General features: G+C 51.4%; 15 protein-coding genes. 7 read left to right on the forward strand and 8 right to left on the reverse strand.

The genetic code is table 11. The annotated features are described in order from the left end of the window. Window positions 1-50 precede the first annotated feature (50 nt). From lacD to gatZ, 6 genes are all read right to left on the reverse strand, one after another. Window positions 51-1052, reverse strand: a complete 1002-nt coding sequence (gene lacD, locus ACLW56_RS00835) for a tagatose-bisphosphate aldolase (RefSeq protein WP_330981922.1) — start codon at window positions 1050-1052, stop codon at window positions 51-53. Window positions 1053-1063: 11 nt separating this feature from the next. Further along, complete coding sequence (locus tag ACLW56_RS00840; RefSeq protein WP_330981923.1) at window positions 1064-2134, reverse strand: zinc-binding dehydrogenase; 1071 nt, start codon at window positions 2132-2134, stop codon at window positions 1064-1066. Between the two features lie 73 nt (window positions 2135-2207). Beyond that, a complete protein-coding gene (locus ACLW56_RS00845; RefSeq protein ID WP_330981924.1) occupies window positions 2208-3575 on the reverse strand; it encodes a PTS galactitol transporter subunit IIC in 1368 nt (455 codons plus the stop codon). A gap of 2 nt (window positions 3576-3577) precedes the next feature. Next, window positions 3578-3871 (reverse strand): PTS galactitol transporter subunit IIB, encoded by a 294-nt coding sequence (gatB, locus tag ACLW56_RS00850; protein ID WP_330981925.1) that lies wholly within the window; start codon window positions 3869-3871, stop codon window positions 3578-3580. A 27-nt stretch (window positions 3872-3898) separates the two neighbouring features. Beyond that, entirely contained in the window at window positions 3899-4360 is a 462-nt protein-coding gene (gene gatA / locus ACLW56_RS00855; RefSeq protein ID WP_330981926.1) for a PTS galactitol transporter subunit IIA, read from the reverse strand. After that, a complete protein-coding gene (gene gatZ, locus ACLW56_RS00860; protein ID WP_330981927.1) occupies window positions 4353-5642 on the reverse strand; it encodes a tagatose-bisphosphate aldolase subunit GatZ in 1290 nt (429 codons plus the stop codon). Before gatZ ends, gatA begins: the two co-directional genes overlap by 8 nt. Before the next feature lie 349 nt (window positions 5643-5991). Between gatZ and ACLW56_RS00865 the strand changes: the two genes are divergently transcribed. The 3 genes from ACLW56_RS00865 to ACLW56_RS00875 all read left to right on the forward strand — a co-directional run bounded on the left by ACLW56_RS00865 (window position 5992) and on the right by ACLW56_RS00875 (window position 9288). Beyond that, a complete protein-coding gene (locus tag ACLW56_RS00865) occupies window positions 5992-6771 on the forward strand; it encodes a DeoR/GlpR family DNA-binding transcription regulator (protein WP_330981928.1) in 780 nt (259 codons plus the stop codon). 404 nt (window positions 6772-7175) lie between these two features. Next, window positions 7176-7766, forward strand: coding sequence for a metal-dependent hydrolase (locus ACLW56_RS00870; RefSeq protein ID WP_330981929.1), 591 nt, complete (start codon window positions 7176-7178; stop codon window positions 7764-7766). 130 nt (window positions 7767-7896) lie between these two features. Continuing rightward, window positions 7897-9288: an L-cystine transporter gene (locus tag ACLW56_RS00875; protein ID WP_330981930.1), complete on the forward strand. Its 1392-nt coding sequence runs from the start codon at window positions 7897-7899 to the stop codon at window positions 9286-9288. A gap of 60 nt (window positions 9289-9348) precedes the next feature. Here ACLW56_RS00875 and dpiA read toward each other — a convergent pair whose 3' ends face one another. Continuing rightward, window positions 9349-10029 carry a two-component response regulator DpiA gene (gene dpiA / locus ACLW56_RS00880; RefSeq protein WP_330981931.1) on the reverse strand — a complete coding sequence of 227 codons (681 nt, stop codon included), beginning with the start codon at window positions 10027-10029 and terminating at the stop codon, window positions 9349-9351. Beyond that, window positions 9998-11659, reverse strand: a complete 1662-nt coding sequence (dpiB, locus tag ACLW56_RS00885) for a sensor histidine kinase DpiB (protein WP_330981932.1) — start codon at window positions 11657-11659, stop codon at window positions 9998-10000. Before dpiB ends, dpiA begins: the two co-directional genes overlap by 32 nt. Window positions 11660-12024: 365 nt before the next feature. Between dpiB and citC the strand changes: the two genes are divergently transcribed. From citC to citF, 4 genes are read left to right on the forward strand one after another with little or no spacing between them, the layout of a single operon-like run. Beyond that, the gene (gene citC, locus ACLW56_RS00890) at window positions 12025-13083 is read left to right on the forward strand and encodes a [citrate (pro-3S)-lyase] ligase (RefSeq protein WP_330981933.1); all 1059 of its coding nucleotides are present in this window, start codon (window positions 12025-12027) and stop codon (window positions 13081-13083) included. Further along, window positions 13080-13376 carry a citrate lyase acyl carrier protein gene (gene citD / locus ACLW56_RS00895; protein WP_330981934.1) on the forward strand — a complete coding sequence of 99 codons (297 nt, stop codon included), beginning with the start codon at window positions 13080-13082 and terminating at the stop codon, window positions 13374-13376. Before citC ends, citD begins: the two co-directional genes overlap by 4 nt. Further along, window positions 13373-14257: a citrate (pro-3S)-lyase subunit beta gene (gene citE / locus ACLW56_RS00900; RefSeq protein WP_330981935.1), complete on the forward strand. Its 885-nt coding sequence runs from the start codon at window positions 13373-13375 to the stop codon at window positions 14255-14257. Before citD ends, citE begins: the two co-directional genes overlap by 4 nt. Window positions 14258-14266: 9 nt before the next feature. Then, the gene (gene citF, locus ACLW56_RS00905; protein WP_330981936.1) at window positions 14267-15775 is read left to right on the forward strand and encodes a citrate lyase subunit alpha; all 1509 of its coding nucleotides are present in this window, start codon (window positions 14267-14269) and stop codon (window positions 15773-15775) included. Window positions 15776-15778: the final 3 nt, after the last annotated feature.

Raw genomic sequence — 15778 nt, forward strand, 5'->3', positions numbered from 1 at the left:
CATTGCACAAAAATAACTCATTCGCGTGATGAATGAGTTATTCTGAATGATTAGTCTGCCACTGTTATTTTATCCCCCCATGAAGATGCCGTGCATTGAAGAACAGCATTCAGCTCTTCTATATTTTTTCGCCCTTGCGTTCTTAACCACGCCCTCGCCGCCTCCTGCCCATTGCAGATAGCAGGTATAACCGCACCAGCCCACGTTGCTCTACCACACAAAACGCCATTAAATGTGGAACCCGCCTCATGTGCAAAATGCAGCGTATCCCGAAATAATTCAGCACTGACACCAGCACTTAAAAATATAAATGGTAAAGGGGATGCATCCGACTGCGCTTTAAAATATTTTGCGGCCTCCTTCTTTGTATAGATGTATTCATCACCGGCTGAATAACCTTCCACAAAAGCCATATTCACAGGAACTTCCACTTTCAGGACATCAACCCCATATTGTGGTCTGGAAAATTCCTCCATCATGGCGATCACTTTATGAGGCTTGATTCTGGCGTATTCCTTACTCTTACTATCAGGAATATTAGCATCATAGGAAACCAACTCCAGCCAGAACGGAATATCCTCCGCAAGACACTCCGAACCTAATCGTTCAATAAACACGCGCTTCTGTTCGTTAATATGCGGTTTTTCATCAGCATCGTAATAAAGCAAAAATTTTACTGCATCCGCTCCGGCTTCTTTCAGTCGCTTAACAGACCAAAGACTCAACAAGTCAGGTAAACGCCCTTCCTTACTGTTATCGTAGCCCGTTTTTTCATATGCCAGCAGCAGCCCCGCATTACCGTCCCGGTAGGTCGCCGCTACCAGTCCATATTCCGGATCCAGTAAAATAGATGAGGCGTAAGATGTAAGCTCAACTGAAACCAGCGTTTTAAAGTCCAGCACGTCACGCTCTTTCACTTCTCCGGATCCTATCACGGATGCCATCATTTTTTTTAATGCGCCGCGCTGGTCGAGAGCCAGGGCTGCAATAATGCCTGACTCGTTGGAAAGTCTCAGCATTGCCCGCATTTTATTTTCTGTCAACGTTGCCATATTACCGCTCCTTAGTTGCCAGCGTCGTCTTGATATTGTGAGGAAAAATCGAGCATTATTTTTCCGCTCATAGACTTTCCCTGTAACGCAAGGACCGAATTTGAGTACGGCACTGGGCCGCCCTGAACAGCGATAAGTGGTTTTAAATTAATTTCGCCATCAGTGAAGAGCTGGGTAGCCTGTTTCCATTCAATACCCGGCCACATGCCGGAATAATTCATCCAGCTCCCCATAATGTGCAGCTCTTTACGCAGGATCAGACCGAACGCGGCACTGCTGAGGTGTAAATCATTGTGCAACGTCCCAATCAGGGCAATCTGCGCACAAGGTCCGGCGATAGTGATTGCCAGCTCGATTGTCTCCGGTGTTCCCGCGGTTTCCATAATGAGCTGCCTGAATCGACGCGACTCTAATTTTTGGCGGATATCATCGGCTGACATATCCGCGCTGTTATAGATATGAGTAGCACCGAGTTGGCGTGCTAAAGCAAGACGGTCCGGGTTGATATCAACCACAGTGATGGATCGCGCACCAAAAGCCCTGGCGCACTGCATAGCCAGCAATCCAATGGTTCCGGCACCGATAATCAACACCTCTTTATCCTTACACCCACCGGCAAGCTGCATGGCATGAAGACCGACGGTCAGTGGTTCATAGAATGCTCCCTCTGTTGGTGTCGTTCCTTCCGCCAGACGGAACAGGTTTTTCTGGGGAACAACAATATATTCGCTGTTTCCACCACTGCTACGGGATCCGATAAACTGATAATTACGGCACTGTGACCATAATTCTTTCTGGCACTCCGGACATTTGAAACAAGGCTGAAGAGGAACACAGGCAACCATATCGCCAATATTCAGGTCGGTGGCATTATCCCCCTTTGCTTTTACTCTCCCGCTAAATTCATGCCCCAGGATAATGGGATAGGCATGTGCCCCATTATGAAATATCCGGGGAATATCGGAACCGCATAATCCCGAACAAATAACCTCAACTAATACATCATCGGATTTTTCAATTTGAGGCACTGGCTTGTCTTCAAGCGTAACGCGGCCTCCGGCGTTAATAACGACAGATTTCATTAAATTGACTCCGGACGGGGGAACCCCCGTCACATAAAATAATTAAAGGATAATATCAGGTGTTATTTCTGGATTATTTTGCCACTGTAGCGTCAGCAGCGTCGGTGACCAAATGAGTCTTCTGGCGGGCACGTCGCCAGGTCAGCAGCACACCCGCCAGATAGACAGCACCAATAACAACCAGCGCGGCCACATTTTGCCAGGTCAGCAACTGAATCAGCAAATACGTGATCGGGGATCCCCCCTGGTCCATCGATGCAACCTGCCCGCCCGCTTTAAGCGCGCCTGCGTTCGCGGCCAGTTGGGTATGCAGACTAATAGTCTGTGTGGCAATCCATAGTGTAATGCTCATGATGATCACACCGGATATCAGCGTGCGGAACAGATTCCCCCGGTGAACAGCCACTGCCATAGCAACAAAGAACCCGATAGTTGCCAGATCCCCAAACGGCAAAACTTTATTCCCTGGTAAAAAAACAGCAATCAGGATAGTCAATGGAATAAAAATGAGGCTGGCAGACACCACTGCGGTATGTCCCAGAAGCAATGCGGGATCAAGGCCAATCAGGAAATCATCACCGCCGAACCGTGCCTGCAGGCGCTTGCGAGCCTGCTTAGCAATCGGTGTAAGCCCGTCCATGATAGGCTTAATAACACGCGGCATCAGCAGCATAACCGCTGCCGTTTTCACGGCCAGCTGTAGCACCTCTTTGGGGTCGTACGCTGCCAGCAGCCCGATGACAATCCCCATAACGAAACCCACCGTTACCGGTTCGCCAAATGGTCCAAAGCGGCGCTGAACATCATCAGCACTGAAATGGATCCGGCGCAGACCCGGTACTTTTTCAATAATGGTATCGACCAGCACGGCGATTGGCCCCAGGTAGGCCGACGAACCATGTGGAATGGCAATTCCGTCAAGTTCAAAAAACTCGCGGGTATCACGGGCGAACCAGTCTCCCAGCTTGTAAACAAATGCGGCGTGAAGCACGACTCCCAGCATACCCAGCCAATAGGAGCCCGTTGCCAGATGCACCATTGCCCCGGTAAAGGTCATGTGCCAGATGTTCCAGATATCGACATTGACGACGCGAGTCATTCGCGTAATCAGCATCAAAATATTGACACCGATAGCGACAGGAATCGCGATAAGTGCAATCTGTGATGCCCAGGTCATTGGGGATGAGCCAGGCCAGCCCACGTCAACCACTTCAAGACCTATCTGGAAGTGCTCAGCCATCGCTTTTGCCGCTGGTCCAATAGAATCCAGCATCAAACCAATGACCAGTCCTATCCCCACAAAACCAATACCAATATGCAGCCCCGACTTAAACGCATCACCAACTTTCATTCCCAAACAAACAGAGAAAATGATGATAACAATGGGCAACATAACTGTTGGTCCCATATCGAGGATATAACGCATGATATCTGCAAACATAATCACCCCCGAAGAATAGCCAGAATGTTTTGCTGAAGAGCATTAATCCCCACCCCGGAAATAAACGGCATCCCATGAACAACAGGAATATCACCGAATTTACGGTCAACGCGGGCCGTTGTACAAATAAGATCGACACCATCCAGATAGGTATCAATTTCATTAACCCGGCATTGCACAATTTCCAAAGGAATTTTATGTAACTCGCACAGTTCCTTAATTTCTTCAGCCGCCATTGTGGACGTAGCTACAGCCCCGCCGCAGGCAACAATGACTTTACGCACATTACCTTTCATATAAGTTCCTTGTATAAACCAGATTCGTCAGGCAGTCGCTGCCAAAATCTGTTGATTGAAATATTCAGCCAGAGCGTCTTCAGAAGAGGCAGCCAGTAACCCATCAATGAATGAAGGTTGCTGAAGTTGGCTGAATAACTGTTTCAGGAGTTTCATTTGTTCCTGGGGATTCGATACGATCAGCGCAATAATCAATTCTGCGTTAACATATTCGTCACCATCCGCCTGCATGAACGGCACCGGTGATATCGGACGAATAACACAGATTGCAGGTTCTTTCGCGTGTGTGGCGTCGCAGTGCGGGATTGCAACGGCATGGCCCTCCAGTTCAATTCCGGTAGGGAAAACAACTTCCCTTTCCAGCAGTGCCGCCGGATAAGTGTCTTTGACAACACCTTCCGCACACATTTTGGTACCAATAAACGCCAGGGCTTCGGTGGAATTGTTGAAATGTAACCCATCGCAAAAAAATCGGCGGTAATTAGACATTTGCCACCTCGCTCTTTGCTACGGGGGGAGTACAGCCATAGGCATAGTCGCGTAATACATCCTGTATTTTATCAATGACAAATAATCGTCCATCGACAGGCAATTCTCGGGCCTGCACCCGCTCAAACTGGCGCGGGAAATACTGACTCACCAGCCCAAGAGGAATACTGACTTCCCGGAGATTTTGCAGAAGTTTTTCCACGGAACGAGAGATCCGGTCATTACCCCAATAATAGCGAATACGATCAGACAAGCTGAAATGCACATCCACCATCGACTCAGAATGTTTGGGACGATAATATTTTCTCCAGTAACCAGGCTCGTCCTGCATCACTTGATCGATAACAGCCATAATACGGCTCTGATCCTCCGGCTGAATCAGCTCTTCTTCAATTCTTGCCAGAGAGAATATCGCCTCACGTAGCGCGAACGTCAGAGCCGGGCCCACCTTTAAGATCGCAAAATGACCTTTAACGAGAGCCCGATAGGCTTCGGGTGTCTGGTAGTCCGTAGAATGGGCTTCAAACACCATCGGAGTGGATTCGATAAAGCGGCTAAGCGCCTCTGCTTTCGACGGGTCAAAGTGAATGATATTACTGTGATCGAATTCAACACCAGGCTGCACTACCAACGCCGAGATACGTTTAACTGCATCAGACAGACCAGCCTTTTGAAACGCTAACTGGTGAATCTTAATCGTGTTGGCTGCATCTTCTGCCCGTGTGATATGCACCTCGTTAATAGCGGAGGCTTCGCCGCCAGGCACAGGAACTTCAGTCCCCACAACATAGGTCAGCTGGTTTTTCTGCTCTTCCGTCGCCGCGTCTTCAGCGACACGACACAAATCAGCCGCTCTTTCTGCGACGGTTTCAGGAGGCAAAGGAACGGGATCGTCGGCGCACGACATGGATGTGTCCAGGTGGATTTTTGTAAATCCTGCCCTGACATATTCAGCGATCAGAGTACGGGATTTCTCCATCGCAGACTGCGCATTTTCATTTTGCCAGCAATTTGGCCCCAGATGGTCCCCCCCAAGAATAATACGCTCTCTCGGAAAACCGACAATGGCAGCAATGCCAAAAACATAATCACGAAAATGCTCCGGCTTCATGCCGGTATAACCGCCGAACTGATTAACCTGGTTCGATGTGGCCTCAATTAGCACCTTACGTCCAGTATCTTTATCCAGCTTAAGCGCCGCTTCAATAACCAGGGGATGCGCGGAACATACGGAACAAATCCCGCGGCCGCTCTGCTGATGCTCGTTGATAAACTCTTTCACAACATAAATCCTTTTGGTAAATGAAAAAATGGTGTGAATCGGATATGACCGAAACTCGCACCATTATGTACATTTGCCTACATATCTTTATGTGATCAAGATCCATTATCTTACGAATATCTTCAAAACCCTTTAAATGCCTTCATTATTTAATTTCATTTGCTTTCATATCATTTCATTTTCATTGCTTTTCATCAAAAATGAAAATATAAAATCATATTTTTCAATTTGTTATATTTATACAAAATACCACACAGGTACAAAAACAGGATTAGGCAGAAAAAATTGACTCTCGTCTTTTACTTTCTTTTCCTTTCATTTTAAGATTGCCGGATAAGGAAGGTGGGCAATGAACACGTTTGAACGGCGTAACAAAATTGTTGAAATGGTCAACACAAAAGGCAGCGTGACAAGCAACGACCTGGCCTCTGAATTTGCTGTCTCGGGTGTGACAATCCGCGCGGATTTGCACTACCTCGAAAAAAAAGGTCTGCTTATTCGGTTTCATGGCGGTGCGGCACAAAACCTGACTACCGTACAGGCGTTGCTGACCGAGGGTAAGGAACTGAGCCTGACGGATCGGTACGAACTTGCTTCAGACCCGAAAGAACGTATTGCGATCCAGGCCGCCAGTCTGGTACAGGAAGGTGACACCATCATTCTGGACAGCGGCAGTACGACTAAGCTGGTTGCAGAAAAACTAATGGTACTTAACAACATTACGGTGATCACCAACAGCCTGGCCGCAGCCAGCGTACTGGCAGAAAACCGAAATATCACCCTGGTTGTCTGTGGGGGAACGCTTCGCCATAAAACACTTTCGCTGCATGGCCGGATTACCGAACTCTCATTGCAGGGTGTATCCGCAAAGCTGATGTTCGTTGGCGCTGATGGACTTGACAGCCAGAATGGAATTACAACTTTCAATGAAGGCTATGCTGTCAGTTCTCTGATGGCAGCGGCAGCTCAACAGGTCATCGTCGTGACCGACTCGACAAAATTCGGACGTAAAGGTTTAAGTACCGTGTTACCCATAGAAAAAATAGACGTGATAATTACCGACAAGGAAGCACCAAAACAGGAAATTGGTCTGCTTATAAAAATGGGGAAAAAGGTACTTTTGGCCTAAGCATTTGGACTATAGAAACAAAAAGCCGTCCCGAAGGACGGCTGACAAACCTCTAACGAATACCGTTTTGTCATGGGTGGCAGAACAAAAAATAAGGAAAATCAATTTATTGATTTTCGGCTCAGCGGGTCGAAATCAATGTTGTCCCCGTCAACATGACCGCTGTCCTTCGTCACTAGCTCCGGAACCGTCATGTTTATGTACACCGCAGAATAAAAGGGATGACTTCAGTGCAAAAGTCAGCATATACAAAAGACAGGGGAATCAATATGCCTGGAAACAGAATTAACCCCGTTCACTCATTCACGCATGAGGTCATGTGACAAAGAGTTACACCGTCACCTCTTCCGCCTACTGTACAAAAACCCTATACTGTATGAATTGACAGTTTGACGGGTGTTATCATGACAGCGGAAGGCCACCTGCTCTTTTCCATAGCCTGCGCGGTGTTTGCCAAAAACGCCGAGCTGACACCTGTTTTGGCGCAAGGTGACTGGTGGCATATCGTTCCCGCGGCGGTCTTAACCTGCCTGCTGCCGGATATCGATCACCCGAAGTCGTTTCTGGGGCAGCGATTAAGCTGGATAGCCAAACCCATCGCCAGAGCCTTTGGCCATCGGGGCTTTACGCACAGCCTGTTGGCGGTCTTCGCCAGCCTGACGCTGTTCTACCTCAAAGTACCGGAAAGCTGGATTGTGCCTGCCGATGCCATTCAGGGCATGGTGTTGGGATATCTGAGCCATATTCTTGCCGATATGCTGACCCCTGCGGGCGTGCCTCTGCTGTGGCCCTGCCGCTGGCGTTTCCGTTTGCCGATTCTGGCACCGCGTAAAGGCAACCAACTGGAACGCGTGTTGTGTATGGCGCTGTTCGTTTACGCCGTCTGGATGCCGCAATCCATGCCCGAAAACAGTGCGGTTCGCTGGTCATCCAACCTGATCAGCGCCCTGCAATTTCGCTTCGACCGCTTTATAAATCACCAGACTGAACATTAAACCAGCGAAACCATCACTTTCGTCATAAACCATTCCATTTGGATATAAGCGCCACATCACACTTCTGCTACTCTTGCGCCATAACAATCGACTCGATTTTGGGTCGGAGAATGACATCAGGAGAACGGGGATGAATTTTCCATTAATAGCGAACGTCGTGGTGTTCGTGGTGTTGCTGTTTGCGCTGGGGCAAACCCGACATAAGCAGTGGAGCCTGGCGAAAAAAGTGCTGCTCGGTCTGACGATCGGCGTGGTCTTTGGTCTGGCGCTGCAACTCATTTACGGTGCCGATAACCCGGTACTGAAAGACTCTATCCAGTGGTTCAACATTGTCGGCAACGGCTATGTGCAACTGCTGCAAATGATTGTGATGCCGCTGGTCTTCGCCTCTATTCTGAGTGCGGTCGCGCGTCTGCATAACGCTTCTCAACTGGGTAAAATCAGCTTCCTGACTATCGGCACTCTGCTGTTCACCACGCTGATTTCTGCGCTGGTGGGTGTGCTGGTCACCAACCTGTTTGGCCTGAGCGCTGAAGGTCTGGTGCAGGGTACTGCGGAAACCGCCCGTCTGAATGCCATTCAAAGCACCTATGTGGGCAAAGTCGCTGACCTGAGCGTGCCGCAACTGCTGCTCTCTTTCGTGCCGAAAAACCCGTTTGCCGATCTGACCGGGGCAAACCCAACGTCTATCATCAGCATCGTGATTTTCGCCGCATTCCTGGGTGTCGCGGCGCTCAAACTGCTGAAAGACGATGAGCCAAAAGGCAAGCGAGTGCTGACCGCTATCGACACCCTGCAAAGCTGGGTGATGAAGTTGGTTCGTCTGGTGATGCAACTGACTCCTTACGGTGTGCTGGCGCTGATGACCAAGGTGGTGGCCGGTTCTAACCTGCAGGACATCATCAAGCTTGGCGGTTTCGTGGTGGCTTCTTACCTCGGTCTGGCGATCATGTTTGTGGTTCACGGCCTGCTGCTGGGTGCCAACGGCGTCAATCCGCTGAAATACTTCCGTAAAGTGTGGCCGGTGCTGACCTTTGCCTTTACCAGCCGTTCCAGCGCCGCGTCTATTCCGTTGAATATCGAAGCGCAAACCCGTCGTCTGGGCGTACCGGAATCTATCGCCAGCTTCTCTGCTTCCTTTGGTGCCACCATTGGTCAGAACGGGTGTGCAGGTCTGTACCCGGCGATGCTGGCGGTAATGGTTGCCCCAACGGTTGGCATTAACCCGCTCGATCCGCTGTGGATTGCGACTCTGGTAGGTATCGTCACTGTGAGTTCTGCGGGTGTGGCCGGTGTCGGCGGTGGCGCAACGTTTGCTGCGCTTATTGTGTTACCTGCAATGGGTCTGCCGGTCACGCTGGTGGCGCTGTTGATTTCCATCGAGCCGCTGATCGATATGGGCCGTACTGCCCTGAACGTGAACGGTTCAATGACCGCCGGCACGCTGACCAGTCAATGGCTGCGTCAGACCGACAAAGCGGTGATGGACAGCGAAGACGAAGTCGAGCTGGCGCATCGCTAAGCCCTGCTTTGTTCCACGCCTGAACGGTGAGTCAGAGAGAATCTGACTCACCGTTTTTTATTATGCGCCCCGATAAATTCGCTGCGGCCGCCCTACTTTTCCGTAAACAATCTCCGCCACAATCTGCTGTTGGCTGGCAGCAAATTCCAGGTAACGCCGCGCCGTCGTCCGACTCAGTTTGAGTTCCTGAGCGACAGTTTCCGCCGTGTGGCGCGTCTCGCTGTCGGCAAACAAAGCCAGCACTTTTGCCAGAGTCAACGCGTCGATCCCGACGGGCAACTCCAATTTGGGCTCGCCTCGCGCATAGGCATTGAACATCTGGTCAATTTGCCGTTGGCTGGCGCTGGTCGCCGTCGCGAGCATCAGCATGCGCTGCTGATAGCGTTCCAGCGTCTGTTCCAGTCTTTCATAGGAAAGCGGTTTGACGAGATAATCAAACACCCCACCGCGCACCGCTTCCGACACGGTATCCATATCACTCGCCGCCGTGGTGAACACCACGCCGCAAGGGTTATGCGCCAGCGCCAGTTCATGCAGCAAGGTGATGCCTTCACCATCGGGCAGGTAGTTATCCAGCAGGATCAGCGCCGGTTTAAAACGCGCAATCATGATGCGCGCCTGAGCCAGATTCCCCGCCAGCCATACCTGTCCGCAGCCGCGAAAATGGCGGATAAACTCGGCATGCATTTCCGCCAGCGGCGTTTCGTCTTCAACTATCAAAATCGTGAGAGGTTGTACCATCGCTTAAAATCACTTTCGGAATAAAAACGGAAAATAAAGCGCCGCAGGGATCATTGTCTTCCTGAATGATCACGCCGCCACAGCGCGCTACGTAGCTGGAAATCAAATACAGGCCAATCCCGTGTTCACCCGTTTCATCCGGCTTGGTGCTCACGCCCTGCTCAAAAATAAGGTCACGCAGAGCGGATGAAACCCCACATCCCTGGTCGCTGACCTCAATCACGACGTCGTGGCCTTCATCACTGAGAAAAAGGTCGACAGACTTATCGCCCTGCGGGTTGTGCAGACTGGCTTCAAAAGCGTTATCCAACAGATTACCGACAATGGCGGCAAATTCGGTACTGTCCAGGCCGACCGGAAGCTGCCGCAACTGGCTGCCTTCCACAATGTTCAGGGTTAACCCGAGTTCATTGGCGCGTTGTACTTTGCCAAACAGCAAAGCCGCCACCTGACGGTCGTCAAAGGAGGCACGCAGCTTGTCAATAAGCGCCTGCTGGGCCTGCGATTCGCCTTTCACCATCTCAAGCACCCGGTCATACTCTTTCATTTGCAGCAAGCCGCTGAGCGTCGCCATCCAGTTAAGATGCTCGTGGCGCAGGGCCCGCAGCCCTTCAATATACTGTTTCACCTGGGTGAGTTGTGCATTCAGGGTGCTGATTTCATCTTTACTGCGAAAACTGATTATCGCCCCCAGCATCTCATTGCCGGAACGGATCGCGCCCCGATTGGCGATCACGCTCAGCCCGTTAAACGTACACATCACATCCTGTCGCTTCTCGGCAATTTTCTCGGTAAAAAACGCGCAGGGATGCACCACTTCGCAAATCGGCTGGCCCAACCACTGTCGCCCCGGCGAACTCAACCCCAGCATCTTGCGAGCGTTCCGGTTGATGGCGGTAATATACCCTTCTGGATCGACGGCGATTAAACCTTCAAACACGGAACCAAACAAGGCCTCTTGCTGACGCACAACGCGGGCAATCTGCCTGGGCTCCATGCCCAGCATCTGGTGACGTATATGCGTAGCAAACAGCCAGGAAAGCAGCAGCAGAATAATCAGGATCAGCACGAAAACCCCGGCCAGCGGCAGTAAATAATCTAACCGCCAACTGTCAATCTTGCTGACCAGATACCCCAGCGAGACAACACCAATCACCTTGCCTTGCTCATCGAAAATGGGCGTTTTAGCTCGCATCGCCATCCCGATGGAGCCTTTGCCGGTGATGAAATAGCTTTCGCCTTTTTCCAGCGCGCCGGGTTTGCTCCACTGCATCGGATAGCCAATTTTCTCGGGATTGGGGTGATACAACCGGATGGAGTGGCTGTCGCCAATGACGACATAATCAAAGTCGGATCCGCCCGCCAGTTTGTTCGCGATGGCCGCCAGGCGTTGGGTATCCCGGTTTTTCACCGCAGCAATCAGGCTGTCGTTGGAGGCGATAATTTTGGCCTGATTCATCGCCATATCACGCACGTGGCGGGTGAGATAGTCTTCGAAACTGGCCGACAGATACTGACCCAGCGCGGTCACTAATAAGGTGGAGATCAGCAGAAGCAGCAGAAATATTCTGAGCGGAAAAGCAAGACGGCGGAAAAACACAAAGCCTTTAGCCGTTTTTTGACCTGACATGAACACTTTCTTACCCCGATGTTTTCCTTTTCCCCAATCACCTCAAAAATGTAATAGATTTGTTTTTACTACGTCCAGTTATCACGGTGAAATTCGTTACGGATTCCACAAATAAAATAAATTAAGAAAATAAACACCACGCATTAAACACCATTAACATCAATAAAGAAAATAAAAACCATTAAGTCCAGTTAAATCAGACAAGCCTTTGTGAAACAAGTCAAAAACGAGGCGATAAATAGCTCGTACTATCGCCACGTGATTGAAGGATAACCGATCACGCGTACACAAATGTTATTAATTTGCAAAGAATCATCACCCGTTACGTTGCTTTATGCCGCGTGAATAACAGGACGTTTTGAAACATGTTTGCCCAACCCGTATTTACTCAGGTCAAGCGCGCTGAGCATAAGAAAATAGCCGCTATCACGCAGTTTCTGCGTGAAAACGATCTGAGTATTGATACCACGGTAGAAGTTTTTATTACGGTAACCCGTAACGATTGCCTAATCGCCTGCGGAGGCATTGCCGGCAATATTATTAAGTGTGTTGCTATCAGTGAATCTTCCCGCGGCGATGGCCTGGCGCTGACACTCGCCACGGAATTAATTAATCTCGCCTATGAAAGACATTGCACACAGCTTTTTATCTATACCAAAAGCCACAACGAAGCGCTGTTTAAGCAATGTGGTTTTTATACGCTGGCCAGTGTCCCCGGCGTGATGGTGTTAATGGAAAATAGCGCCACTCGCCTGCAACGCTATGCCAGTTACCTCACCACGTTACGTCAGCCAGGGAACAAAATTGGCTGCATCGTGATGAACGCCAATCCCTTCACACGCGGTCATCATTATCTGATTAAGAAAGCCGCTGCCGAATGTGACTGGCTGCACGTCTTTTTAGTGAAAGAGGATACCTCGCGTTTCCCTTATGAAGACAGGCTGACCCTGGTTCGCGCCGGAACGGCAGATATCCCGAAAATGACGGTGCATCGCGGTTCGGAATACATGATTTCACGTGCCACGTTCCCCTGCTATTTCATTAAAGAGCAGAGTGTCATTAACCACTGCTACACCGAAATTGACCTGCAAATCTTTCGCCAGCGCCTGGCCCCGGCGCTGGGCATCACTCACCGTTTTGTCGGGACTGAGCCCTTCTGCACGGTCACTGCAGGTTACAACCATGATATGCGCCAGCGTCTGGCCAGCGCTTCAGACGTCGCGCCGCCCATCACATTGGTTGAAATTGAACGCCTGCAATACCACGGCATCGCGATTTCTGCCTCCTGGGTGCGTCGACTGCTGGTCAAAAAAGACCTGGCGACCATTGAACTGCTGGTCCCCGAGCCCACCCGGGCCTATCTGCAACAGATGCTCACCCCGAGCAAACCACCGACTTCCGCATTAGTCACAGGTGAAAAATGAAAATAACCCAAGCAGCCGTTGCCGGCACCCTGGAATCCGGCGATGTCATGGTACGAATCGCCCCGCTCGACTCACCGGAGATCGACCTGCAAATTAACAGCAGCGTTGAAAAACAGTTTGGTGATGCCATTCGCGCCACGATTTATGAGCTTCTCAAGCGCTATGATGTGCAAGGCGTTCAGCTAATGGTGGACGACAAAGGGGCTCTGGATTGCGTGCTTCGCGCCCGTCTGGAAACGCTGCTGGTGCGTGCCAGCGACGTTAGCGCCCTGCCGTGGGAGGAGCGCTCATGAAAACCCGTACCCGGCGCAGCATGCTGTTCATCCCTGGCGCGAACGCCGCGATGGTCAGCAACGCCTTTATCTACGGTGCCGATGCGCTGATGTTTGACCTGGAAGATTCGGTCATTCTGCGAGAAAAAGATGCCGCGCGACGCCTGGTGTATCACGCCCTGCAACATCCGCTTTATCAGGATCGGGAAACCATCGTGCGTGTCAACGCCCTGGACTCTGAGTACGGGCTGGCCGATCTCGAAGCTGTGGTACGCGGCGGCGTGGATATTGTGCGTCTGCCCAAAACGGACACCGCCCAGGACGTCATCGACATTGAAAACGAAATTGCCCGCATCGAAGCTCAATGCGGTCGCGAAGCCGGAAGCACCGGGCTGCTGGCGGCGATTGAATCGCCACTGGGGATAACTCAGGCGGTTGCCATCGCGCACGCCTCGCCGCGCTTAATCGGCATTGCGCTGGGGGCTGAAGACTACGTTCGCAACTTGCGAACCGAACGTTCAGCCGAAGGCACCGAATTGTTGTTCGCCCGCTGTTCCATTTTACAAGCCGCGCGTGCCGCCGGGATCCAGGCCTTTGATACCGTCTATTCCGATGCCAATAACGACGCGGGTTTCCTGCATGAAGCCGCCCACATCAAGCAGCTTGGCTTTGACGGTAAATCGCTGATCAACCCCCGTCAGATTGACCTGCTGCATAACCTCTATGCACCCACGCAAAAAGAAGTCGATCACGCCCAACAGGTCGTTGAGGCCGCCGAAGCCTCTGCGCTTGAAGGCCGCGGCGTGGTGTCGCTGAACGGAAAAATGGTCGACAGCCCGGTCATTGAACGCGCACGCCTCGTACTCGCTCGTGCGGCACTTTCCGGCCTTCGTGAAGAATAAGGACGCATCATGACTCTGAATTCAAGACTGGCACGCATTACCGCCTGGCACGGTCAAACCCCTGCGTATCACACTGTTTCCAAACTAAACCAACAAACTCAAAAGCCGCGTGATAAAAAGCTCTGCGCCAATCTGGAAGAAGCGATTCGCCGTTCCGGGCTGCACGACGGCATGACTATCTCGTTTCACCACGCCTTTCGTAACGGCGATTTGACGCTGAACACAGTGATGAGCGTTATCGCCAAAATGGGCTTCAAAAACCTGACGCTGGCCTCAAGCTCACTCAGCGACTGTCATGCCCCGTTGATCGAACACATCCGCAATAACGTCGTGAGCCGGATTTACACTTCCGGATTGCGTGGCCCATTGGCCGAAGAAATCTCACGCGGCTTACTGGCAGAGCCGGTACAAATTCACTCTCACGGTGGACGCGTGCAACTGGTCAAAAGCGGCGAGCTGAACATCGACGTTGCCTTTCTTGGCGTCCCGTCCTGCGATCCTTTTGGCAACGCCAACGGTTACACGGGTAACGCCTGCTGCGGCTCGCTAGGCTACGCCAGAGTCGATGCCGAACACGCCCACCAGGTGGTGTTGCTCACCGAGGCTTTGCTGCCCTATCCGCACAGCCCCGCCAGCCTGAGTCAGGATCAGGTGGATTTGATTGTTGAGATTGAGCAAGTCGGTGATGCCGATAAAATCGGTGCCGATGCCACCCGCATGACGTCCAATCCTCGCGAACTGCTGATTGCCCGCAGCGCTGCCGAGGTGGTCGTGAACTCGGGTTACTTTAAAGAGGGTTTTTCCCTGCAAACCGGTACCGGAGGCGCTTCTCTTGCGGTAACGCGTTTTCTGGAAGACAAAATGCGCCAGCGTCAGATCCATGCTGCGTTTGCCCTTGGCGGCATCACCTCCACCATGGTGGATCTGCATGAAAAAGGGCTGATTTACAAACTGCTGGATGTGCAAAGTTTTGATCGCGCAGCGGCAGGCTCCCTCGCCCGCAACCCCAATCATATTGAAATCAGTGCCAATGAGTACGCCAACTGGGGTTCGAAAGGCGCTTCTGTTGACCGACTGGATGTGGTGGTCCTGAGCGCGCTGGAAATCGACACGCAATTTAACGTCAACGTCCTCACTGGCTCCGACGGCGTGATACGCGGCGCCTCCGGCGGCCATTGCGATACGGCCGTTGCCGCTGCGCTGTCGATTATTGTTGCTCCGCTGGTTCGTGGCCGTATCCCCACTCTGGTCAACCAGGTGACCACCTGTGTCACACCGGGATCGAGTGTCGATATTCTGGTTACCGATCATGGTATTGCCGTGAATCCGGCTCGCCCGGAACTGGCCGAACGCCTGAAAGCTGCGGGGCTGAACGTGGTGTCCATTGAGGGGTTACGGGAACGCGCAGAAACGCTCACGGGTAAACCAAAAGCCATTGAATTCACCGACAGAGTCATCGCCGTGGTGCGTTATCGCGACGGGTCGGTTATCGATGTGGTCCATCAGGTGAAGGAGTAAAAG

It is taken from the genome of Pantoea sp. sgz302252 (assembly GCF_047713085.1).
GTDB lineage: Bacteria > Pseudomonadota > Gammaproteobacteria > Enterobacterales > Enterobacteriaceae > Scandinavium.

Bases quoted from the DNA above. Each gene is read 5' to 3' on its own strand.
- gatA (WP_330981926.1), bottom strand. From the start codon at position 4,360: ATGTCTAATTACCGCCGATTTTTTTGCGATGGGTTACATTTCAACAAT.
- citE (WP_330981935.1), top strand. From the start codon at position 13,373: ATGAAAACCCGTACCCGGCGCAGCATGCTGTTCATCCCTGGCGCGAAC.
- ACLW56_RS00875 (WP_330981930.1), top strand. From the start codon at position 7,897: ATGAATTTTCCATTAATAGCGAACGTCGTGGTGTTCGTGGTGTTGCTG.
- ACLW56_RS00865 (WP_330981928.1), top strand. From the start codon at position 5,992: ATGAACACGTTTGAACGGCGTAACAAAATTGTTGAAATGGTCAACACA.
- gatB (WP_330981925.1), bottom strand. From the start codon at position 3,871: ATGAAAGGTAATGTGCGTAAAGTCATTGTTGCCTGCGGCGGGGCTGTA.
- ACLW56_RS00845 (WP_330981924.1), bottom strand. From the start codon at position 3,575: ATGTTTGCAGATATCATGCGTTATATCCTCGATATGGGACCAACAGTT.
- dpiA (WP_330981931.1), bottom strand. From the start codon at position 10,029: ATGGTACAACCTCTCACGATTTTGATAGTTGAAGACGAAACGCCGCTG.
- citF (WP_330981936.1), top strand. From the start codon at position 14,267: ATGACTCTGAATTCAAGACTGGCACGCATTACCGCCTGGCACGGTCAA.
- ACLW56_RS00840 (WP_330981923.1), bottom strand. From the start codon at position 2,134: ATGAAATCTGTCGTTATTAACGCCGGAGGCCGCGTTACGCTTGAAGAC.
- dpiB (WP_330981932.1), bottom strand. From the start codon at position 11,659: ATGTCAGGTCAAAAAACGGCTAAAGGCTTTGTGTTTTTCCGCCGTCTT.
- citC (WP_330981933.1), top strand. From the start codon at position 12,025: ATGTTTGCCCAACCCGTATTTACTCAGGTCAAGCGCGCTGAGCATAAG.
- lacD (WP_330981922.1), bottom strand. From the start codon at position 1,052: ATGGCAACGTTGACAGAAAATAAAATGCGGGCAATGCTGAGACTTTCC.
- citD (WP_330981934.1), top strand. From the start codon at position 13,080: ATGAAAATAACCCAAGCAGCCGTTGCCGGCACCCTGGAATCCGGCGAT.
- ACLW56_RS00870 (WP_330981929.1), top strand. From the start codon at position 7,176: ATGACAGCGGAAGGCCACCTGCTCTTTTCCATAGCCTGCGCGGTGTTT.